The organism is Nitrincola sp., from assembly GCF_048264025.1.
Taxonomy (GTDB): Bacteria; Pseudomonadota; Gammaproteobacteria; order Pseudomonadales; family Balneatricaceae; genus Nitrincola.
Genome location: NZ_JBLXDN010000017.1, coordinates 49,200 through 70,780 on the forward strand (window position 1 = coordinate 49,200; position 21,581 = coordinate 70,780).

The window sequence follows — 21,581 nt, forward strand, 5'->3', positions numbered from 1 at the left end:
ATGACATGATTCCTGGAGAAATGAAAGTTGCTGAAGGTGATATTGAGCTAAATGCGGGCCGCGAGACGCGCAAGGTAAGCGTAGCTAATACAGGTGATCGACCTGTTCAAATTGGCTCACACTATCACTTTTATGAAGCCAATAACGCCTTGGTATTTGATCGCGAAAGTACACGTGGTTTTCGACTCAATATCGCCGCTGGCACAGCGGTTCGTTTTGAGCCGGGACAGAGCCGTACCGTGGAACTGGTGGCTTATGCCGGTCAGCGAAGAGTGTTCGGCTTTCAGGGTAAAATCCAGGGCGATCTATAACCAAGTCAGGAGCAGCACATGGCAACGATTTCACGACAGGCCTACGCCGAAATGTTTGGTCCCACCAAGGGGGACCGCCTACGCCTGGCCGATACCGAACTCTGGCTGGAAGTTGAAGACGACCTGACGATCTACGGTGATGAAGTTAAGTTTGGTGGCGGCAAGGTGATCCGTGATGGTATGGGTCAGGCTCAGTGTCCCAGCGCCAAAACCGCTGATCTGGTGATTACCAATGCACTGATAGTCGATCACTGGGGCATTATTAAAGCCGATGTGGGTATTAAAGAAGGTCGTATTCTGCATATCGGTAAAGCTGGCAACCCTGACACTCAGCCCGGGGTGGATATCGTCATTGGTCCAGGCACTGAGGTCATTGCCGGCGAAGGTCAGATTCTCACCGCCGGTGGTATCGACGCACATATTCATTTTATTTGCCCGCAACAGATCGAAGAAGCGCTCTGCTCCGGTGTTACCACCATGCTCGGTGGTGGAACCGGTCCTGCTACCGGCACCAATGCCACAACATGCACACCCGGCCCCTGGAATATTCATCGCATGCTCGAAGCAGCCGATGAATTTCCGATGAACCTCGGGTTTATGGGCAAGGGTAATGCCAGCTTACCGGAAGGGTTGCGTGAGCAGATTCTGGCCGGTGCCATGGGGCTTAAACTGCATGAAGACTGGGGTACCACACCTGCAGCCATAGACTGCTGCCTTAGCGTGGCTGATGAAATGGATATTCAGGTCGCCATTCATACCGACACCCTGAATGAATCCGGTTTTGTTGAGTCGACCCTCGCCGCGATCAACGGTCGGGTGATTCACACCTATCACACCGAAGGGGCCGGGGGTGGCCATGCGCCCGATATCATCAAGGCCTGTGGCGAAAGCAATGTACTGCCCTCCTCTACCAACCCCACCCGTCCTTATACGGTGAATACCGTAGACGAGCATCTGGATATGCTGATGGTCTGCCACCATCTGGATCCCTCCATTGCTGAAGATGTTGCCTTTGCTGAATCTCGCATCCGTCGTGAAACCATCGCTTCTGAAGATATCCTGCATGATCTGGGCGCTTTTTCGATGATCTCCTCCGATTCTCAAGCCATGGGCCGAGTCGGTGAAGTGATTATGCGCACCTGGCAAACTGCCCACAAAATGAGAGTGCAACGTGGGGCACTGCCTGAAGATACTGGCGAAAACGACAACTTCCGCATTAAGCGCTATATCGCTAAATACACCATCAACCCGGCTATCACCCATGGCATCAGCCATGAAGTCGGCTCGATTGAGGCGGGTAAACTCGCCGATCTGGTGCTGTGGAGACCTGCCTTTTTCGGCACCAAACCCAGCCTGATCCTCAAAGGCGGCTTTATCGCCATGGCCCCGATGGGTGATCCCAATGCCTCCATCCCGACACCGCAGCCTGTGCATTACCGGCCTATGTTTGGTAGCTACGGCAAAACCTGCCAGCAGACCTCCATGCTGTTTCTGTCCAAAGCGGCCATTGGCGCTGGGGTGCCTCAGCAGCTGGGGCTGAAAAGCCTGATAGGTGAAGTGCGCGATTGCCGAACCGCCACCAAGGACAAGATGATTCACAACAGCTATCAGCCGGTGATCAGTGTCGACCCACAAACCTATGAGGTATTGGCTGACGGGCAACTGCTAACCTGTGAGCCCGCCACGGAGCTACCGATGGCACAGCGCTATTTCCTTTTTTAATTGCACCACAGCAACTCAACGGACAGAACATGATTCGACTCACTGAAAAACTGGATAGCCCGCAACCGACTGATGTCAGCCTGAGCCTGAGCATCGATCAGCGTATCCGCAGCCGCCTCAAGGTGCAGCTGGATGATGGCCGTGATGCCGGACTGTTTCTGCCACGCGGTCTGATTCTGCGAGGTGGAGACTGCTTACGTAGCGAATGTGGGCTCATAGTGCTAGTGAAAGCCTCACCAGAAACCGTTTCAACCGTGCGTTGTGATGACACTTTACTGTTAACTCGCGTGAGCTATCACCTGGGTAACCGCCATGTCCCCCTGCAGATAGCACCTGGATTTGTGCGCTACCAGCATGACCATGTGCTGGATGCCATGGTCGAGGGCCTGGGCGTGAATGTGATCTGCGAACAACAACCCTTTGAACCCGAAGCCGGTGCTTATAGTAGTGAGAGCGGCCCGCATCATGGTCACAGCCATGATCATGACCACTCGCATACGCATTAATCTGACTGATAAAGGAACGTCCCATGAAAACCACCTACACCCTCGCTATCACGGCCGCTCTGATGTTAGCCTCGCCCATGCTGCTGGCACATTCCGGTCATGATCACAGCCACAGCAGCTTTATTTCCGGCCTGCTGCATCCGCTCACCGGTCTTGACCACCTGGCCATGCTGCTGGGGATAGGCGCATTGGGTGCCTGGCAGTCGGTAAAGCAATGTACCCAGTTGTATACCGGCACGTTAGGCATCCTGTTTGCCGGTGCGATGCTGGGGCTGCTGACAGGTGTTGGCACCGGAATTGAAGTGATGATTGTAGCCTCCATGTTCTTGATTGCTGTTGCACTGTTCTTTGCCGCCCGAGGCCTGCTGCCGATGATCGCCGCACTGACACTGGTGATGTTCCACGGTTGGGCCCATGGTCTGGAAATGCCCGCTGGCGGAGTCTTCACCTTTATGCCTGGCATGCTGATCATGGCCGCGCTGATCCTGGCGGCAGGCTATGCACTCGGCAAAACCTTTCAGCCAAAATGGCTGGGCGCTGGCAGTGGTGCGGCCGCACTTTTGATTACGCTACTGGGCTAACCTCATGCTACCCAGCCTGCGCCTCTATCAGCTCATCAGCCCCTCCTTGCCTATCGGTGCATTCACCTATTCGCAAGGCCTGGAGTGGGCCATAGAGGCGGGCTGGGTCACAGATCAGCCAAGCCTGTATGCCTGGCTGGAAAGTGTACTCAAGCACAGTGTCGGCACCCTGGAATTACCGGTATTAATCCGGCTATATCAGGGATTTGCACAGGCCGATAGTCAGCAGATCGATTACTGGTGCCAGTACCTCTGTGCCAGCCGGGAAACAGCCGAACTGCGTGCCGAAGAGTCACAGCGCGGTAAGGCGTTAGCGGTATTACTGCCTTCGCTGGGCATAGAAATTCCGCCATCCAGTATCGATGCCGTCAAGTCGACACAGCTGGCGGGTATGGCACTGGCCGCACAGCATTGGCAGATCCCTCTGGATGAGCTCTGCAGTGGCTATTTATGGAGCTGGCTGGAAAACAGCGTGATGGCGGGGGTCAAACTGGTGCCACTGGGGCAAACCAGTGGCCAGCAACTGCTGCTCAGCCTGTCTGAAACCCTGCCCGAATTACAACAGCAAGCACTGGCTATTACCGATGAGTCCATAGCCGGTTGCACCCCGGCACTGGCCATCGCCAGCGCCTGCCATGAAACACAATATACGCGTTTATTTCGCTCCTAATCTGTTAACAGGACCACATCATGAGTGACTACAAATCTCCTTTACGTATCGGTGTCGGTGGCCCGGTAGGTTCCGGTAAAACCGCACTGTTAGAAGTACTGTGCAAGGCAATCCGCGACCAATACAGCATCGCTGTGGTGACCAATGATATCTATACCCAGGAAGATGCCAAGATTCTGACCCGCGCAGAAGCACTGCCAGCGGATCGCATCGTCGGGGTTGAAACCGGCGGCTGCCCACATACCGCGATTCGTGAAGATGCCTCCATGAATCTGGCGGCCGTTGAAGAGCTCGCCAGACTGCACAAAGACCTGGATGTGGTGTTTGTCGAAAGTGGCGGCGATAACCTCAGCGCTACCTTCAGTCCGGAACTGGCCGACCTGACCATCTATGTCATCGATGTCGCCGAGGGTGAAAAAATCCCGCGCAAAGGTGGCCCCGGCATCACTAAATCCGACCTGCTGGTGATCAACAAGATCGACCTGGCACCCTATGTCGGTGCCAGTCTTGAAGTGATGGAAGCCGATACCCAGCGCATGCGTCCGAACCGCCCTTATGTGTTTACCAACCTTAAGGAAGGCATCGGTCTGGATGTGATTATCGATTTTGTGATCAAACAGGGCATGCTGGATGCGGCCTGATATGGATACGCCTGTATGACCGACCTGAGCCTGCCCGGTATAGAACCGGATACCCATGATGGCTGGCGCGCACGCATTGCACTGGCCTACAGTCCTCGTCGTGAGCGTACCCGGCTGATCCACTGCCAGCGCATCGGGCCGTTATCTGTGCAGCGGGCGTTCTATCCGGAAGGGCCGGTTTGTCACAGCTATCTGCTGCACCCACCCGGTGGTGTTGTCGGCGGTGACCGGCTGGAAGTGGCGGTGCATGTACAGCCCGAAGCCCATACACTGATCACCACCCCCGGTGCGACCAAGTTTTATCGTTCCGGGGGACGTCTGGCACAATATCGCCAGCATTTTCAGGTCGCCGAACAGGCCGCACTTGAATGGCTGCCTCAGGAGAATATCTTTTTCCCGGACAGCCGACTGGCAATGCAGACGCACATCGAGCTGCACAGCGAGTCACGCTTTATCGGCTGGGAGATTCAATGCCTGGGACGTCCGGTGATCAACGAACGCTTTGATCGAGGGCAGATACGTTCATCGCTAAAGCTCAGTATCGATGCAAAGCCGCTGCTGATTGAACACTTCAACGCTGAAGCCGACCAGTTGCAGCAGGCGTCCGCAGGCCTCAGAGGCTACCCCATGCAAGCCACCCTGCTGATCCATCCCGCTGATGACGCATTACTGGAACAGGTCAGGACCGTACTAGCTCAGTCAGTCGACACCACTATTCTGGCCGGTGCCACCCGACTCGACAGCCTGATCGTGGTGCGCCTGCTGGGCCATCAAACTGAACCGTTATTAAAGCAGATGATAGCTATCTGGCAGGCGGTACGACCCAGCGTTATGGGCCGTCCGGCTTGTCTGCCAAGGATCTGGGCAACCTGAGTTGTGACTTACGCGCTTAAGCCCGGCAGGACAGAGGTGCCGGTAGGGTCGATTACAGCAAAACCTCAGCAACGCACTGGTTGTTGCGGTAATTAATGGCGCTCACCCCAGTCTTTAAGAAATTGACTAAAATGCTGCAATCGCCCGGTTAAGTACTTCTGTTTATGCCAGACAAGATGTAATTGGCGAGGAAAGGTGCGATCGATTTTTACTACATGAACTCGCCCCATTGCCAGTTTGTCTTTCGCAGCCAGGTTGGAGATAAAGCTGATTCCCAATCCACGTTCTACCGCCAATAATACCGACTCTAAGCTGCTCAATTCCAACACAGAAGTGATGTCACTTAATTCAGGGCGGATACGTCGTTCAAACTGTTGTCGGCTGCCAGAAGCTGTTTCCCGCAATACCCAATCCTGATGGTTTAGTTCAGCAAAAGTCAGTGATTTACCCTGCGCTAAAGAGTGATCAATAGAGCAAATCAGTACCATGGCATCTTGAATCCAGGGTGTCGTGACGAGTTCTTGATGGCCGTGTTGACCTTCGATCAGTGCCATGTCTAACTCAAAGTTCAGCAGCATCTGGCATAAGGTTTGGCTATTGGTGATGGTGACTTTGGTTTCTTGGCGCTGCTTGCTGTCTTGCTCTGCCAGTAAATGCGGCAGTAAATAATTACCGATCGTTTGGCTGGCCCCGATATGAAGGGCGCCTAGATTGTCGGCATGTTTGCCAAAGCTATGTTCAATATCACCAGCCCGCTCGATCAACTCGTCCGCCATCGGCAGCAAGCGTTTTCCCTGTTGATTAAGCTGAAGTCTTGGGTGAACACGATCAAACAAAGGCGTATCCAAATGGCTTTCAAGTTGTTGAAGCGATTGAGAAACCGCGCCTTTACTAAGACAAAGCGTGTCTGCGGCAGCGGTTAAGTTGCCTTGGCGAGCCACGGCCGAGAATACTCGGAGTTGTTGTAGTGTGATTTTCATGCTTTACATCTTAGGTTAGGCCGATGTTTAGTTATTGAGTTAATGTTTAGTTTAACCAAACAATTTGTTAAATATATTTAGATTTTATAATCATCCATTTCTTTTTACCATAACCTTATTCCTAACTGATAATGTGGAGTCAGGGTATGCTTAGAAAACTAGGTTATGGTTTGTCTTTTGCGCCAACGCCCATGGCGGGTCTCGCGCTGGGCATTGCCAGCTTAGGTTTCAGTTGGCACTTTGTTGTCCAGGGATCGTCTTTTTTACCCTACTTAGCCGCCACGATTAGCGCTTTCTTACTGATGTTATTGGTAGGAAAATTTGCCCTGCAGCCAGGATTATTGATACAGGATTTACAGCATCCCGTGGTGGGAAGCGTGGTGCCAACATTCGCCATGGCATTAATGGTGATTACCATGTCGCTTCATCATTTTATGCCGACATTGGCTGTAGCTTTGTGGTTGCTTGCCATTGCGATACACCTGGTGTTTCTGGTGACCTTTGTTTATCACAGATCTCGAGGATTCTTGCTGGCCGATATGGTGCCGAGCTGGTTTGTGCCACCTGTGGGCATCATAGTCGCAACGATTAGTTATCCAGAGTCTTTGTTTCAACCCTTGGCAGAAAGCATTCTTTGGTTTGGCATTGTTTGCTATTTGGTGCTTTTGCCATTGATGCTGTATCGCTTGACTTACTGTGGGGAATTACCTGATAACGCCAAGCCGACTTTTGTCATTATGGCGGCACCTGCCAGCGTATGTTTGACAGGGTATTTAACCGTTGTAGATACTCCCTCTAAATGGTTTGTGATGGTTCTATTAGCAATGTCACTACTGAAAACGGCGACTATTTATCGCTTTGCACTTCGCTTATTAAGACTGCCTTTTAGCCCCGGTTACGCCGCTTTTACCTTTCCTCTAGCGATTGGTGCTACGGCCATATTTAAAGTTCAGGCACAGTATATTGAGTGGGGAATGGATACCTCTGTGATTCATTTTTTAGGGATTATCGCGAGTGTAGAGCTGGTCATTGCGACACTTGTTGTGGCGTATGTCATCACCCGCTACGGCTATTACTACGCCATTACGTTACAGCGTGAGTTGGCATGAAAGGCGATATACCCCCTATATAAGCCATCAAACAACAGCTGCTTTTGCGGTGTTTCTCGACGCGGTTCTTTTAATAAACATCACCGCATTGCCGATCAAAATCATGACCAGACCGGCCAAGGCTGAGAGGGTCCAGACATATCCTTCATAAAAGGTTGAAATACCGAGGGCGACCAACGGAAACAGCAAGGTGGTATAGGCGGCTGGTCCAGCCCCTATGCGCCCAACCAAAGCAAAGTAGGCACCAAAACCAATGACCGAGCCAAAAATCGCCAGATAAAATAACGCACCCAGATAACTCACACGAGTATCCAACACGAAGGGCGTACCGCTGACCAACAAGATGCACAGTAAGGTTAGAGCACCATAACTCATGGCGTAGGCATTGGTGGATAGCAGATCCAGACCTTTGCGCTGGTGACGCAAACTGATCATATTGCCCAGCGAAAAACCATAGGTACCCAACAAGGCGCATCCCATGCCGAAAAGCACCTCCAGGTTCAGTTGCTCACCACTGAGGTCTGGCCAGAACAACAGCAACATACCTGACAGGCCCAGGCCATTGGCCAGGTAGATACGTGGGGTAATTGCTACCCGAAAGAACATCGCACTGTTGACCGCGTTAAACAGCACCGCCATGGAAAACACCACCGAGTTCAGGCCCGAGGTGATGTACTGAGTGGCGGTGTAAAACAATAGAAAGTTAAAGCAAAATACACACATACCCTGCAGCACGCAAAACAGGTGATCCCTGGCGCCAATGCGTCGCAGCCTCCCTGATAGCACCAGACAGATTAGCAATGTCGCACCAGCCAGTGCAAAACGGTAGAAAACCGACAAGGCTACAGGAACCTCGCCCAGTTGAAAGGCGATGGCAATCCAGGTAGTGCCCCAAATCAGTACAGTGGTGATATAGAGTATGGCATTCATCAAGGCTCTCCGAGCGCTAAGCTAGCAGGTTCATGCAATCATTTTGTCCAGATAGCGACTCAACGGCTTGCAGAATAGCTGTTAACACTTGCACATTCTTGCGCTTTTTTATCACGGCAGCGTCTGCACAGCTTGGCAAGAACCGCATTGCTGCTTACTATCCATAGAGATACCTATCAGGAGTCGGCATGTCATCTCATTATCAAGTCGTTGAACAAATGCTTATGCATAAAGCAAACCTCAGGGCCACTGGCAGCCTGAGCAATGACATGGGGTTGGCTCGCTGGTACAACAGTCACGATCTGATCGAACTGGACTGTCCTAGTCACCACACCCTGAGCCTCTACGTTGCCGAAGGGCTGGAGTGTTATCGACGCACCCAAAATGGCTGGAAGAATGGCGGAGCTCCGGGACGCTTCTGCCTGATGCCCAAAGGTTTGGAGAGTGCCTGGGATGTACGGGGACCGCTGGAGTTTGTGCATCTGTACTTTACCGATCAGCATCTACTCAGTCTGGCGGAGCAGATATGGGATAGATCACCCGCCAGTCTGCAGTTGAATGAGCAGTACTTTGCTGAAGATGCCAGCATTACCGCACTCTATCAGCAGTTTCTGCTTAGCCTTGACTGGCAAGAACGCAGTCACCAGTTAGCACTTAGCAGCGCCAGTAACCTGTTGCTGATACACCTGCTCCGGAGCTTTTCCCAGTGCCAATGGCACTTGCCACGCGTAACGGGCGGCCTGGCACCCAGCCTGCTGAAACGCATTCAGGAATATATCGAAACCTATCTGGATCAACCCCTGCTGTTGCGCGATCTGGCTGAGCAGGCATGCCTGAGTGAATACCATTTTTCCAGAATGTTCAGCCAAAGCCTCGGCATTGCACCCCATCAATATGTTTTACAACGTCGCTTACGGCGTGCCGAACAGTTATTGCAGAACAGCCCGCTTTCGTTGACCGAGATAGCCCAGCAATGTGGTTTCAGTTCATCCAGCCACTTCTCAAACCGCTTTCGTCAATCAAGAGGTATGCCCCCTTCTCAGCTACGCCAGGCAACTGAGAATAACGATACAAAACTAGTTCCTGACCAGAGGCCTTTGTAATGAATTACATCCTTCAACATCAGCAGACGCTCAGTAACACCATCTGGTGCGCATCTGAGTGTGATTAACTGCTCGGGCCAGGCTCTCTCCAAAATAAAGATACCCAGCGGGTCTTTGCGAATACCCTAGCTGGTAGGGCCAGAGTTTCTCGCCATGAAAACGAAACACGTTGTTGTCTTCGGTATTCAGCACATCAGAGGCTAAGATAACCTGAATACTCTTTTTAGAGAGTTGCCAAAGATTTTGCTATAGGAATCAATCATCATTTGTATTGTTCAAATGTGCTCCAAAAAGCACTGTAAGATAGAGTAGATGCGTAAAACACCGCAAGCTATAAAAACCAATAGAAATGGAACTTCTTTGTCTAGGATGTTCTCAATAATTAAAAGAAACACAGGAGTTTGATACGAGTGCACGAGGCTATTACTCTATTAGCTGGGCCAATTCTAAGGCGCACGACACCATCAGAGGTGGTATTCTGGTGGGTCACAGATGCGCCAGCCGAGCCCAGCCTAAATCTTATTCCTCTGACACCTGATTCGAACACGGCAATAGCTGTTGACTGCACTCTAGCGCATCAACAAATGCAAGCCGGTGACTCCCTGTATATTCATTTATTGAAAGTCACGCCGGCTCGCGAATTACCAACTGACAAAGAAATTGAGTATGACTTGCGTCTGAATGGTTTAGGCTGGAATCACTGGGCAGAAGATCTGGTTTATCCCGGCCATAAAAAACCATTCTTTGTGATAAAGCCAAAACTGAGCCATATCTTGCATGGTTCTTGTCGAAAACCCCACCATGACTCTGGTGATGGATTAGTGCGTGTAGACACTCTGTTAGCATCCACGCCCACCGAAGAATGGCCGAGTTTACTGATCATGAACGGTGATCAAATCTATGCCGATGATGTTGCCGGACCCATGCTCTGGGCTATACATCATTTAATCCCACATTTGGGAATGCATGATGAAACCTTACCTTGTGTAGACGTTAAACAAGCCTCACGTCTGCACAATGATACCCCTTGCTATTATTATCGAGAATCATTACTGCCAAATACCGAAGCCAGCCAAAAAATGTTATCGCAAGTTTTTGGCGGTGCTCGCAAGCCAGTTTTCACCTCTGCTTCTGCACATAACCACTTGATATCCATAGCAGAAATTCTTGCGATGTATCTACTGGTGTGGTCGCCGGAAGGCTGGAAAAAACTAAATAATGACACACAAAAAGCACTTCCGAATGGCTTAAGTGCAACTGAAGAAGAGCAATTTCGTCGAGAACGGCGAGTGCTAGAGGGTTTTATTCGCTCTTTACCTCAGATTCGACGTGCCATGGCCCATCTGCCGGTCGCCATGATTTTCGATGATCATGATGTCACTGATGACTGGAATCTAACCGCTGAATGGGAACAGACCGCCTATGGCCACCCATTTTCAGCGCGCATTATAGGTAATGCTCTTTTAGGCTATCTACTCTGTCAGGGCTGGGGTAACGCTCCAGAACACTTCTCTGATGAGTTAATGGATCGCGTACAGCATGCCCTGCAAAAACCCGGATCAGAGCAACATGACCAAGTGTTACAGGAATTATTAAAATTTTCGCAATGGCATTACCTTTGGCCAACAAGCCCTACGCTATTGGTTCTCGATACCCGTACCCATCGCTGGCGCTCGGAAGAGTCCCTGGCTAAACCGTCTGGCCTGATGGACTGGGAAGCATTAACAGACTTACAACAACACCTGATGAACCTGGATGCCGTTGTGCTAGTCTCTCCGGCACCAATGTTTGGCGTTAAGTTAATCGAGAATATTCAACGCGTTTTCACCTGGTTTGGAAAACCCTTGCTGGTTGATGCGGAAAACTGGATGGCTCATCCGGGGGCTGCATCTACATTATTGAATATGTTTCGACATGCCAAAACACCCAAACATTTCATTATATTATCCGGTGATGTGCATTATTCATTTGTTTATAAAGTACAATTACGCGGTATCAACTGCCGGCCTGATGTTTGGCAAATTACCAGCAGCGGTATCAAAAACGAATTTCCCAAACGCCTGTTAGATGTGTTTGATCGCTTAAATCGCTGGCTATACTCACCAAAATCGCCACTGAACTGGTTCACCCGACGTCGCCGTATGCGCGTCATACCGCATAAACCGGATCATGCCGATAAAGGTGAAAGGCTGCTTAACGCATCCGGCGTGGGATTAGTATCGCTCAATGATGATGGCTCGCCGAAGGCTGTCACTCAGCTATGTGCAGACGGCCGGGATGTGTACTTTAAGCTTTCGGAAAGTGATGCTCGCTGGGATTAACTCGACCCTCGTCACGCATAATGAATCACATCCTGAAACACCAAAACATCCATCCCGGAATTGCGATAGCCATGAGGCTGGTCGGCATCAAAACACACAGTCGCTCCGGCCTGGTAACGCTGCCACTCACCCGCTAGCCACAATTCCAACTCACCTTCCAGCACCAGTATACGCTCCGTAACCCCTGCCTGATGTGCATCCGAGTGTGATTCACTGCCAGGTGCCAGTCGTAGCTCCACCCACTCAAAATTAACACTGGGATCAAAGGCAAAGCGTACCGTCACCTCAATACCCGGGTCAGACTCAAGCGCATGTAAATGCTCACCGTCGGCCAGGGCTAGCGAATTTAAAGATAACCCAGCTACCAGGCGAGTGAAAGAGACCTGAAAACCGGTGGCAACCTTCCACAGGGTGGCAATGGTCGGACTGGATTCACCGCGTTCTATCTGTCCCAGCATGGCCTTGCTGACACCCGTTTGTGCTGCCGCGTGATCCAGACTCCAGCCCAGCGACCGTCTCAATTCGCGCAGACGTTTACCTAATGCCACAGTTACCTTTTCCATCCACCCGCCTGCTATCAAGAATATGATTTGTGCACTATAACGCACAATGCTATGCTCGCCAAATAATGCGCTATAACGCACAACCAGAACTCATAACCAGAGTTATCAGGATCAGACCATGGTACTAATGAAAGACTTTTCGCTATCTTCCCTTACGGCAGGCTTTGTAGCCGTGCTGGTCGGTTACACCAGCTCGGCCGTGATTATCTTCCAAGCTGCCGCAGCAGCAGGCGCATCCCAGGCCGAAGTGACCTCCTGGTTTTTCGCCCTGGGTATCGGGATGGGCGTATCGACGCTAGGGTTATCGCTTTATTATAAAACCCCGATCTTAACAGCCTGGTCTACGCCTGGCGCTGCACTGTTAGTGACCAGTTTACCTGGACTGTCGATGGCAGAAGCGATAGGTGCATTTATATTTTGCGGTGCTTTGATCACGCTTGCCGGTATTACTGGCTGGTTTGAACGTTTGATGAAGTTTTTACCCCAGGAACTGGCAACTGCGATGCTGGCAGGTGTGCTATTGCAGTTTGGATTAGCTGCATTTAAGTCCGCCGAGACTCACTTGATCTTAGTTATCAGCATGTTCCTTCTGTATTTAATCGGTAAACGGTTTTTGCCCCGTTATGCGATCTTAATCGTCTTAATGGGGGCGGTGGCGATGGTGTCCTGGATGGGGGGATTTAATCTGGACACACTGGCTTTTCAGTTTGCCATCCCTGTTTTTACCGCGCCGTCATTTTCATTTGCCGCGCTCATCGGTGTCGGGATTCCACTATTTATCGTTACCATGGCCTCTCAAAATATGCCCGGCATTGCAGTGATTAAGGCCTCAGGTTACAACCCACCTTTATCACCCATCATCACCTGGACAGGTATCACCACCCTGTTACTGGCTCCACTGGGTGCATTTGCCCTCAATTTAGCCGCGATCACGGCGGCTATTTGTATGAGTGAAGAAGCTCATGCTGATAAGCAGCGCCGTTACACCGCGGCCGTAGCCGCCAGTATTTTCTATATTTTAAGCGGCTTGCTGGCGGCCTCAGTGGCCACCTTAATGTTTGCCTTTCCGCAAGCACTGGTGCTGACACTGGCAGGATTGGCACTGTTATCAACCATCGGTAATAGCCTGGCTGTCGCGTTAGGGAACACAGAGGGCCGAGAAGCGGCTTTAATTACTTTTCTGGCCACCGCATCGGGGATGACGTTATTTGGTATTGGCAGTGCTTTCTGGGGTCTGCTGGCCGGCATGCTGGCCTGGCATTTGATGCGCAGGCCAGCGTCTTAAGGCGCGGGGTGTTCAGCTATCCAGTGACGGGCAATATCTTCTCGCCGGGTAATCCACACATCGTCATGTTGCTGCACATAATCGAGAAAACGCTGCAAAGCGCGGAAGCGGCCGGGACGACCGATTAAACGACAGTGTAAACCCACCGACATCATTTTCGGTGCGTCAGCGCCTTCAGCGTAGAGCACATCAAAGCTGTCACGCAGATACGTGAAGAAATCATCGCCATCAGCAAAACCTGTAGGTGATGAAAAACGCATATCGTTACAGTCCAGCGTATAAGGGATCACCAGGTGTGACTTGCTTTCCCCTTCGGCTGTGTCCACCTGAGTCCAGAAAGGCAAGTCATCGCCGTAATAATCAGAGTCGTACAAAAAACCTCCCTGCTCCACCACCAGTCGCCGGGTATTGGGTGAATCACGACCTGTGTACCAACCCAATGGTGCCTTACCGGTCAGGGACTTGAATAGCTGGATCGCTTCCTGAAGATGGGCACGCTCTTTGGCTTCTGGCATCTCCTGATAATGTATCCAACGCAAACCATGACAGCAGATATCATGCCCCAGCCGCTGGAACTCATCACACAGATCGGGATGACGTACCAATGCCATAGCAACCCCAAAAATAGTCATGGGCAGCTCACGGCGCTCAAACTCACGCAGTATCCGCCAGACACCCGCCCGTGATCCGTATTCATAGATGGATTCCATGCTCAGATGCCGATCAGGGTAAGGTGCAGCACCGGCAATCTCAGACAAGAAGGTTTCCGCATGGGCATCGCCATGCAGCACCGACATTTCGCCACCTTCCTCATAGTTGAGGACAAAATTCAGTGCCAGCCGGGCATTACCTGGCCAGCGCGGATCGGGGGGATTAGCGCCGTAGCCAATCAGGTCGCGGGGATACTTGGCATTATGTTGCATACTTCTGTCCTATCCTATCCTGTCCAGTTTCAAGGCAAATCAACCCAGTGGAGCTGGTCGGCCGCAAAGGTATATTCGTCACAATTGGCGAGCTGCCCACTGCGATCCACTACCAACAATTCATCGCCATCCACACAGGCAATCAATGGATGATGCCAGACACCGGCCGCATAGTTGACGCCCTGAGAGCCGTCACTGATAAACAGGTGCATCTGCTGTGGATCAGGTTGATCACCCGGCAGTGCCACTACGATCAGAAACGGATGGCCCTTAAGCGGGATAAATGCCTGAGATCCCAGCGGGTGGCGTTCCAGCATGCGAATCGTTAGAGGGAGCTGATCGGCCAGAGGCTTGCGAAATACACTGATAATCGCCTGGCCATCCGCTGGCCCCGTTTCGACCTGTGCCATTTGGTGATAGCGTTCGGTGCTACCGCCATTGATCAGAAAATGGCTGTGCTGGGTGCGATCAATCACCTGCCCAAAGGGGGCAAAGTTTTCAACCGTCAAAGGTGTCGGTTGCAGTTGAATCGCCATACTTATCGCCTCACTATATGCCCTAACAGGCGTAATCGGCTGACACCACCATCAGGAAAGATGTTCAAGCGTACATGGGTGATGGGCCCGAGATCCTGTAATTCTGCCTCAAAAAAATGCTCCTGATGCATTTCCAGCTTGTGTGAGGGCAGCAGCTCTTTCCAGTACAGGCTCTGCGTCTCAATCTGGCTTTCAGTGCCCCCTTTGACATAAGCGGCCTGAATCGAACAGCTATCCGGATAGTTACCCTTAAAATGTAGCGTATCGACGATCAGCTTTTCCACTACACCCGGATGCCCCAGCGACAGGATCACCCAATCATAGCCCGGGGTGCGTCGGCGCGCGGTTTCCCAGCCATCACCCATATTAATACCACGACCTGGGTTAATCAGGTTACTGATACTACCGTAGTGCTCATCAGAACAGGCCAGAGCGCGACCACCATTCAATACCGACACCAGATCCAACTGCTCGGTTTCGCTAACGGCGGACCAGTCTCGATACGGAATGCCATACACCCGCAGGCGTGCGATACCACCATCCGGATAGATATTCAGGCGCAGATGGGTCCAGGCTTGATCGTTAAGCGTGGTGGCATGCAGATGATGACTGTTACCCTGAAGATCAACAGAGGCTAGAATCTGGGTCCAGCGCGTTTGCTCATCGGGATCACCGCTTTCACAGAAACAGGCCTCCAGTGAGGCCGAGGGTGGATAATTTCCGGTGAAGTAGGTGGTATCGATATCCACGCCCTGAACATACCCAGGTACGCCCAGGCGAATGACCGCATAGTCATAGCCTTCAAAACGCTTACGGCGACTCTCCCAGCCATCCATCCACTTGCCATTATCATCAAATACCCCCTCTTTCCACACAGGTGGCTCGGGCTGCAACATCCGGTTCACATCGGCAAACCAGTCATCGGTGACAAAAACAGCCCGGGTACCCAAACGGGCATCGGCCAGGTTAATACTGCGTTTATAGGGATTATTGTCTGTAACTTGCATGATGGACTCTCGGTTATCTTAGGGATTGTCTTAAAGAGACAGGTTCATATCCAATTCTTTGGTTAAATCATATAACTGGTTAATCTGCTCAATACGGGCTCGGCCCTTACCCAGCTGGTGATGAAGTAACAGGTTACTGATCAAACTGACCAGGCTCATGGGTAGCGCATAGCTGTCAAAGGCAGAGACGGTAGTTAAAGGAAGCTCAATCAGCCAGTCAGGTTTTGCTTTGCCAAGCCCGCTCTGTTCTTCGCTGATCAGCAGCACTGGAACACCTTGTTGTTGTAAGGTATTAAGTAATGCAGTGAAACCAGCAGGTCGACGATGAAATGCCAATAACACCACTAGATCCTGCGGTGCTAAGTCTGCAATTTCTTCTGACAGGGTCTGACCGGGTTGCGGGAGCAGTTGTACCGCCGTGCGGATTTGAATGAGCTGCTGGCGCAGGTGCAATGCAACCGGATAGCTGTTGCGAAAGCCAATCACCGCGATACGCCTGGCTGCATCCAACTGCCCGGTGATTTCAGCTAACAAGGGGGATTGCGCGAGCGCATTGACCTGTTTCAGGTTCCTCATCTCACTGGCCAGGTGCCGGTCGATCATACTCGCTTCAGAAGTCTGCCTGGGACCAGGTAAGGGCACACCGGATTGACGTAACCGGCGCTGCTCCTCTCTGGCTTCTTTAAAACTGGAATAACCCAAACGACGAAACAATCGACTGATGGTCGCTTTCGAGGTATCACACTGACGACTGAGCTCTACCGAATTGTAGGTCGCCAAATCATCAAGATGATCCAGAATAAAACTGGCTACACGCTTTTCTGTTGGCGACAGCTGGTCATATTCCTGGCGTATTTGCTCTGAAATTCGGCGCATGCGGCTCTCTGGGTAAACAGGTTCTAGGTAAGTTGAAACGTCAGCAACATTCTCAGCTGAAATGATCTTAATTGCAACTTTTGATTCACAAACAAACAAAGCAGTAACTAAAGTTACAGCCATAAGGTTCCTATTCGCAAGGAACGTCACCAACTCGTTTCTGTCCAACTGAAGAATTTGTATCCTGGCGAGTGTAATGATCAGATTGAATGAGCGCTTTTCACGTTACCAGCGCTTCATGCCTGTGGATCTGCGATAATCAGCATTCAAACAGCAGCGTCAGGAGAGTAGAATGACATGGACTTCTCAAAGGAATTTAGTATGACACCTTATCCAAATGTACTGCGTTTCTGCCGTTCACTGCTGCTGGGCACGAGCTTGTTGCTGCCTCTAACCCTACTGACGGCCTGCGCTTCGACGCAATCAGAGTCAACACCGATTATGCCATCTAACACCAGCCAGGAAGCTCCACAGGCGGTGGAACAGATCAACCAGCGGGAAAGTTTTGATGCCTGGCTTGAAGCATTACGTCGTGATGCGGCAGCCCAAGGGATTAGTCCACGGGCGCTATCGGCACTGGATAAGGTGCGCTACCTGGAGCGCGTGATTGAACTCGACCGTTTCCAGCCAGAATTTGTGCGTCCTATCTGGGAGTATTTAGATAGTGCCGTATCATCCACACGGATCAGCAACGGCCGGGACAAGCTGGCAGAACACCGTCAAACCGCGTTGCAAATGGAGCAGCGCTATGGCGTACCTGCCGAAATCATTGTCGCTATCTGGGGTATTGAAAGTAATTATGGCGGCAATTTCGGCAACTTTTCGGCACTGAGCGCATTTGCAACTCTGGCCTACGACGGTCGGCGTGCTGCCTTTGCCCGTGGCGAGTTACTCGCCGCACTGCGGATCATTGACAGCGGTGAAATTGCTGCAGAAGAGATGATTGGCTCCTGGGCAGGTGCCATGGGACACACCCAGTTTATTCCTTCCAGTTTTGAAACCTATGCCCAGGATGGCGATGGTGATGGCCGCCGTGATATCTGGGGCAGCATTGCCGATGTGATGGCGTCGACTGCCAACTATCTGGCCCGTTCCGGCTGGCAGACAGGAGAGCCTTGGGGGGTAGAGGTCAAGCTACCGGCAGGCTTTGATTATGCCCAGACCGAGCGCCGCAGCAGTGCCGAATGGGCTGTTCAAGGGGTACAGGCTTTGAACGGCCCCCTGCCGATCTTTGACAGTGCCGCCGTGATCGTCCCGGCAGGTGCTCAGGGGCCAGCATTTATGGTCGGAGCCAATTTCCGCGCCATCCTGCGCTATAACAACGCTACCAGCTATGCCTTGGCCGTAGCCACGTTGAGTGATGCGATAGCCGGGCGGACAGGCATTCAGCAACCCTGGCCTCGTGATCAACTACCGCTAACCCGCGCCGATGTGCATGAGCTTCAGCAAAGACTGAATGCGCTGGGTTACAACGTCGGCGAGGCCGATGGCATTCTGGGGCCAAATACGCGTAAGGGTTTGGCAGCCTTCCAACGGGACCAGGGGTTAATTCCAGACGGCTTTGCTAACCAGGCGGTGCTGGAGCGGATAAGGCGGCGTTAAGGCAAACCCGCATCATTCATCAGCTCACCGCGTAACTGACTGTTGGTCATCTCCAGGAACTGCTCAAGAACCTCTGTTTCACCAGAGACTTGAGCAGTGACTCTCTGGCCATGCTGCACATCCAGATTTACACCATATTGATCGGCTAAATGCCTGACAAGCGATTCATGTTCATACTGGAAGTGGATAACCACTGTTGATTGAGGCCGCACCTCAATCAACTCGGCGGTATTTAATGGATCACTGATCGCCTGACTGTATGCCCTTACCAGCCCGCCAGCCCCCAGTTTAATGCCGCCAAAATAGCGCACTACGGTAGCCAGCACATTATCCAGCCCCTTGTGCTGTAATACATTGAGCATGGGGCGTGCAGCCGTGCCGGAGGGCTCACCATCGTCTGACTGGCGCACCTGACCGTTTACCAGCATGGCATAGCAGACATGCCTGGCTTCCGGATGCTGTTGCCAAAGGGCCGCCACTTTGGCAAGGCCCTCTTCCTGGCTGTGGATACTTTCTATGCGTCCGATAAAACGCGATTTCTTAATTTCAAAATCGCTTTCTACCGGATGCTCAAGAGTTTTACTGAATGACATAATCTCATCACTCTGGTTACAGCACGCGTAATACCGGCTCCTGCAGGGCCGAAAGCTGTTCGCGCAGTTGTAATATATGTTCCCCCCAGTAACGTTCAGTGTTAAACCAGGGAAAGCTCAGTGGAAACGCCGGGTCCTGCCAGCGACGCGCCAGCCAGGCACTGTAATGTAACATACGCAGGGTGCGCAAAGGCTCGACCAGGTGCAACTCGCGCGGATCAAAATCAGCAAATTCCTGATAACCTGCCAGCACCTCGGCCAGTTGCAATTCACGCTCGTGGCGGTCATTTTCACTCAACAACATCCACAGATCCTGCATCGCCGGCGCCATACGGGCATCATCAAAATCAACAAAATGTGCAACATCATCACGCCACAGCAGATTTCCGCCATGGCAGTCGCCGTGCACACGGATAAAGGTTATATCATCAAACAGCGCAAAAGCCGTTTCGATTTTCTGCATCAGATCCCGGGTCAGCGACAGATAGGCTTCACGCAGGGAGGCAGGCATGAAATCCCGGGCGATCAGTTCAATACTGTTATAACCAAACGAAGCCAGATCCAGCACCGGGCGTTCAATAAAGGGACGAGCCGCACCGACCATATGCATCCGCCCCAAGGTATGGCCTAACTGAAACAGGTGGTCCGGGTTATCCAGATCCGGAGCACGCCCGCCTCGGCGTGGAAACAGTGCCAAGCGAAAGTCCTGATAATGAAGAAGACTCTCACCCTGGCCGTTTTTCAATGGTGTCACTACAGAGAGTTCCTGCTCTTCCAACTCATAGCAAAACTGATGCTCTTCCAGAATCTGCGTATCCGACCAGCGTCCGGGGCGGTAAAATTTGGCGATCAGCGGTGTTTGTTCCTCAATACCGACCTGATACACCCGATTCTCATAGCTGTTTAACGCCAGGATGCGTCCATCCGTAATAAAACCCTGTGCATCGATGGCATCCAGAATAAAGTCCGGGGTCAGGGTTTCGAAAGGATGGGGTGATAAACTCACTGAAAACTCCGCATTATGTCTGATAAACGCCCAGAGTAGCCTAAAGCCAGCACAACTGACAGTGAGCAATATTCGACAAGAGAATTTTTTAGGCCTCAGCCCAAGGGTTCAGGCGGGTTTGGTATGAATTTAGGTAAAAAATCCACTAAGCTGTAACGAACGCTCGGGAAATGTTCATTGATGTATTAAAATCTATAGCTACTCACCCCTTGATTAAGGATCGTCCATGAATTTGCCGACCGCACAGTCAACGCAAGTCATCGTTGTAAGCAACTCGTCAGATAACCCCTTTGCTATTGATGTTGCTTATGCCATGAATCAACGCGAAGACATTGCTGATCTGATCAGCATGAAGCAATTCATGAATACTGAGTTTTGCCCTCGATTTATTTCTGACGAAGCGGATTTCGATCATATTGGTCGTACCCTCAAGGGGAAGAGTGTCATCATTGTCAGTACTGGGAGCCATATAAAAAGCCGGCAGGAATTGGCCATGGCAAACTTAATTATCGCGAGGGCCGCCAAAGAAAATGGCGCGGAACGCGTGATTTTGGTTGAGCCGGACTTGTTCTACAGTGCTCAGGACCGAGGCCCCTATCAGGATTCAGGTCAAACCCATCTTGAACGAGATATCCATGACGTAAAAAAATTCGACGGCCAACCCTTTACCGCGAAGCTATACGCGCAACTGCTAAAGCTGTCTGGCGTAGATACAGTCATGACCATTCACAACCATTCCGAATCAGTGCAAAAAATATTTTCAGACGTGTTTGAAGGTGATTTTCATAACTTAATCCCTTATCAAATCTATGCCCACTATTTGCTAAATTCAAACATACTGACCTACGGCAAAGACGGTGAAGGGCTGGTGCTTTGCGCGCCGGACAAGGGTGCTCGTGAATTTGTAAAAGAAATGTTTAGGTCTCTGGGTTTAAGCAAAGCTAAATTCATCATGCTCGACAAAGAGCGTACCGCTGAGCGAAAGGTAGACATCACTTTGCATAAAGAGAGTGAACACACCTTCGACGGCTTAGAGGGCTCCAGTATCATATTATTTGATGACATGGTGCGTACAGGATCTACAGTAGTAAAGTCGTGCCAATTTCTACAGCAAATAAAGCCGCAACGTATGGTGTTTGCTGTCACTCATTTTTATGCCAGCGACGAAGGACGCGAACGCATGGCCCATCCAACTATTGATGAAATTTTAACGCTGAATACATTACCAACAATTTTGAACCGTGATGAACAAGGGCGGTTACGTAAAAAAATGGTGGTTCTAAAAGTAGAAAAGTGGTTAGCGCAAGAGCTGCTTACGCTTCTCAACTTACCCCAAGCTCAACAACAGGAAGCTAACCCCTATAAAATTGACATGTCATCTAAAAACCCTCGTTTTAAGCGCAAAATCTCGTTCAGCGAAGAGCTCTCTGAGTTGAAGTAAAG

Annotated in this window: 22 protein-coding genes; 13 read left to right on the forward strand and 9 right to left on the reverse strand. The window is 51.2% G+C overall.

Annotated elements, in window-relative coordinates:
- Positions 1 to 5 precede the first annotated feature (5 nt).
- The 7 genes from ACN0R1_RS13300 to ACN0R1_RS13330 are packed head-to-tail and all read left to right on the forward strand — an operon-like array spanning position 6 to position 5,304.
- Entirely contained in the window at positions 6 to 311 is a 306-nt protein-coding gene (locus ACN0R1_RS13300; RefSeq protein WP_417583625.1) for an urease subunit beta, read from the forward strand.
- Positions 312 to 329: 18 nt separating this feature from the next.
- Positions 330 to 2,033 carry an urease subunit alpha gene (ureC, locus tag ACN0R1_RS13305; protein ID WP_417583627.1) on the forward strand — a complete coding sequence of 568 codons (1,704 nt, stop codon included), beginning with the start codon at positions 330 to 332 and terminating at the stop codon, positions 2,031 to 2,033.
- A 29-nt stretch (positions 2,034 to 2,062) separates the two neighbouring features.
- Positions 2,063 to 2,539: an urease accessory protein UreE gene (gene ureE, locus ACN0R1_RS13310; protein ID WP_417583629.1), complete on the forward strand. Its 477-nt coding sequence runs from the start codon at positions 2,063 to 2,065 to the stop codon at positions 2,537 to 2,539.
- Between the two features lie 23 nt (positions 2,540 to 2,562).
- A complete protein-coding gene (locus ACN0R1_RS13315; RefSeq protein WP_417583631.1) occupies positions 2,563 to 3,120 on the forward strand; it encodes a HupE/UreJ family protein in 558 nt (185 codons plus the stop codon).
- Between the two features lie 4 nt (positions 3,121 to 3,124).
- Positions 3,125 to 3,790, forward strand: a complete 666-nt coding sequence (locus ACN0R1_RS13320) for an urease accessory protein UreF (RefSeq protein ID WP_417583633.1) — start codon at positions 3,125 to 3,127, stop codon at positions 3,788 to 3,790.
- A 20-nt stretch (positions 3,791 to 3,810) separates the two neighbouring features.
- Positions 3,811 to 4,431, forward strand: coding sequence for an urease accessory protein UreG (gene ureG / locus ACN0R1_RS13325; RefSeq protein ID WP_151058013.1), 621 nt, complete (start codon positions 3,811 to 3,813; stop codon positions 4,429 to 4,431).
- A gap of 15 nt (positions 4,432 to 4,446) precedes the next feature.
- The gene (locus ACN0R1_RS13330; RefSeq protein ID WP_417583635.1) at positions 4,447 to 5,304 is read left to right on the forward strand and encodes an urease accessory protein UreD; all 858 of its coding nucleotides are present in this window, start codon (positions 4,447 to 4,449) and stop codon (positions 5,302 to 5,304) included.
- A gap of 92 nt (positions 5,305 to 5,396) precedes the next feature.
- On the opposite strand, the gene ACN0R1_RS13335 is transcribed toward ACN0R1_RS13330, so the two are convergent.
- Positions 5,397 to 6,284, reverse strand: coding sequence for a LysR substrate-binding domain-containing protein (locus ACN0R1_RS13335; protein ID WP_417583637.1), 888 nt, complete (start codon positions 6,282 to 6,284; stop codon positions 5,397 to 5,399).
- A 146-nt stretch (positions 6,285 to 6,430) separates the two neighbouring features.
- Between ACN0R1_RS13335 and ACN0R1_RS13340 the strand changes: the two genes are divergently transcribed.
- Positions 6,431 to 7,393, forward strand: a complete 963-nt coding sequence (locus ACN0R1_RS13340; RefSeq protein WP_417583639.1) for a TDT family transporter — start codon at positions 6,431 to 6,433, stop codon at positions 7,391 to 7,393.
- A gap of 27 nt (positions 7,394 to 7,420) precedes the next feature.
- On the opposite strand, the gene ACN0R1_RS13345 is transcribed toward ACN0R1_RS13340, so the two are convergent.
- Entirely contained in the window at positions 7,421 to 8,323 is a 903-nt protein-coding gene (locus tag ACN0R1_RS13345) for a DMT family transporter (protein ID WP_417583641.1), read from the reverse strand.
- A 188-nt stretch (positions 8,324 to 8,511) separates the two neighbouring features.
- On the opposite strand from ACN0R1_RS13345, the gene ACN0R1_RS13350 reads away from it, so the two are divergent.
- The gene (locus ACN0R1_RS13350) at positions 8,512 to 9,426 is read left to right on the forward strand and encodes a helix-turn-helix domain-containing protein (protein WP_417583643.1); all 915 of its coding nucleotides are present in this window, start codon (positions 8,512 to 8,514) and stop codon (positions 9,424 to 9,426) included.
- A gap of 410 nt (positions 9,427 to 9,836) precedes the next feature.
- Positions 9,837 to 11,747 (forward strand): alkaline phosphatase family protein, encoded by a 1,911-nt coding sequence (locus ACN0R1_RS13355; protein ID WP_417583645.1) that lies wholly within the window; start codon positions 9,837 to 9,839, stop codon positions 11,745 to 11,747.
- Positions 11,748 to 11,758: 11 nt separating this feature from the next.
- On the opposite strand, the gene ACN0R1_RS13360 is transcribed toward ACN0R1_RS13355, so the two are convergent.
- Positions 11,759 to 12,310 carry a helix-turn-helix domain-containing protein gene (locus ACN0R1_RS13360; RefSeq protein WP_417583647.1) on the reverse strand — a complete coding sequence of 184 codons (552 nt, stop codon included), beginning with the start codon at positions 12,308 to 12,310 and terminating at the stop codon, positions 11,759 to 11,761.
- A 118-nt stretch (positions 12,311 to 12,428) separates the two neighbouring features.
- Here ACN0R1_RS13360 and ACN0R1_RS13365 point away from each other — a divergent pair, with 118 nt between their 5' ends.
- Complete coding sequence (locus ACN0R1_RS13365) at positions 12,429 to 13,595, forward strand: benzoate/H(+) symporter BenE family transporter (RefSeq protein ID WP_417583649.1); 1,167 nt, start codon at positions 12,429 to 12,431, stop codon at positions 13,593 to 13,595.
- Here the strand turns inward: ACN0R1_RS13365 and puuE are convergent.
- From puuE to ACN0R1_RS13385, 4 genes are read right to left on the reverse strand one after another with little or no spacing between them, the layout of a single operon-like run.
- Positions 13,592 to 14,518, reverse strand: a complete 927-nt coding sequence (puuE, locus tag ACN0R1_RS13370; protein ID WP_417583651.1) for an allantoinase PuuE — start codon at positions 14,516 to 14,518, stop codon at positions 13,592 to 13,594. The genes ACN0R1_RS13365 and puuE overlap by 4 nt on opposite strands.
- 29 nt (positions 14,519 to 14,547) lie before the next feature.
- Positions 14,548 to 15,054 (reverse strand): ureidoglycolate lyase, encoded by a 507-nt coding sequence (locus ACN0R1_RS13375; RefSeq protein WP_417583653.1) that lies wholly within the window; start codon positions 15,052 to 15,054, stop codon positions 14,548 to 14,550.
- Between the two features lie 2 nt (positions 15,055 to 15,056).
- Complete coding sequence (alc, locus tag ACN0R1_RS13380; protein ID WP_417583655.1) at positions 15,057 to 16,061, reverse strand: allantoicase; 1,005 nt, start codon at positions 16,059 to 16,061, stop codon at positions 15,057 to 15,059.
- Positions 16,062 to 16,091: 30 nt separating this feature from the next.
- Complete coding sequence (locus tag ACN0R1_RS13385) at positions 16,092 to 16,937, reverse strand: MurR/RpiR family transcriptional regulator (protein ID WP_417583657.1); 846 nt, start codon at positions 16,935 to 16,937, stop codon at positions 16,092 to 16,094.
- A 321-nt stretch (positions 16,938 to 17,258) separates the two neighbouring features.
- Here ACN0R1_RS13385 and ACN0R1_RS13390 point away from each other — a divergent pair, with 321 nt between their 5' ends.
- Complete coding sequence (locus tag ACN0R1_RS13390; RefSeq protein ID WP_417583659.1) at positions 17,259 to 18,539, forward strand: lytic murein transglycosylase; 1,281 nt, start codon at positions 17,259 to 17,261, stop codon at positions 18,537 to 18,539.
- On the opposite strand, the gene ACN0R1_RS13395 is transcribed toward ACN0R1_RS13390, so the two are convergent.
- Positions 18,536 to 19,132 (reverse strand): IMPACT family protein, encoded by a 597-nt coding sequence (locus ACN0R1_RS13395; RefSeq protein ID WP_417583661.1) that lies wholly within the window; start codon positions 19,130 to 19,132, stop codon positions 18,536 to 18,538. The two genes, ACN0R1_RS13390 and ACN0R1_RS13395, sit on opposite strands and share 4 nt — an antisense overlap.
- A gap of 16 nt (positions 19,133 to 19,148) precedes the next feature.
- Positions 19,149 to 20,138, reverse strand: coding sequence for a serine/threonine protein kinase (locus tag ACN0R1_RS13400; RefSeq protein ID WP_417583663.1), 990 nt, complete (start codon positions 20,136 to 20,138; stop codon positions 19,149 to 19,151).
- Positions 20,139 to 20,364: 226 nt separating this feature from the next.
- Here ACN0R1_RS13400 and ACN0R1_RS13405 point away from each other — a divergent pair, with 226 nt between their 5' ends.
- Positions 20,365 to 21,579, forward strand: coding sequence for a phosphoribosyltransferase family protein (locus tag ACN0R1_RS13405; RefSeq protein ID WP_417583665.1), 1,215 nt, complete (start codon positions 20,365 to 20,367; stop codon positions 21,577 to 21,579).
- Positions 21,580 to 21,581 lie beyond the last annotated feature (2 nt).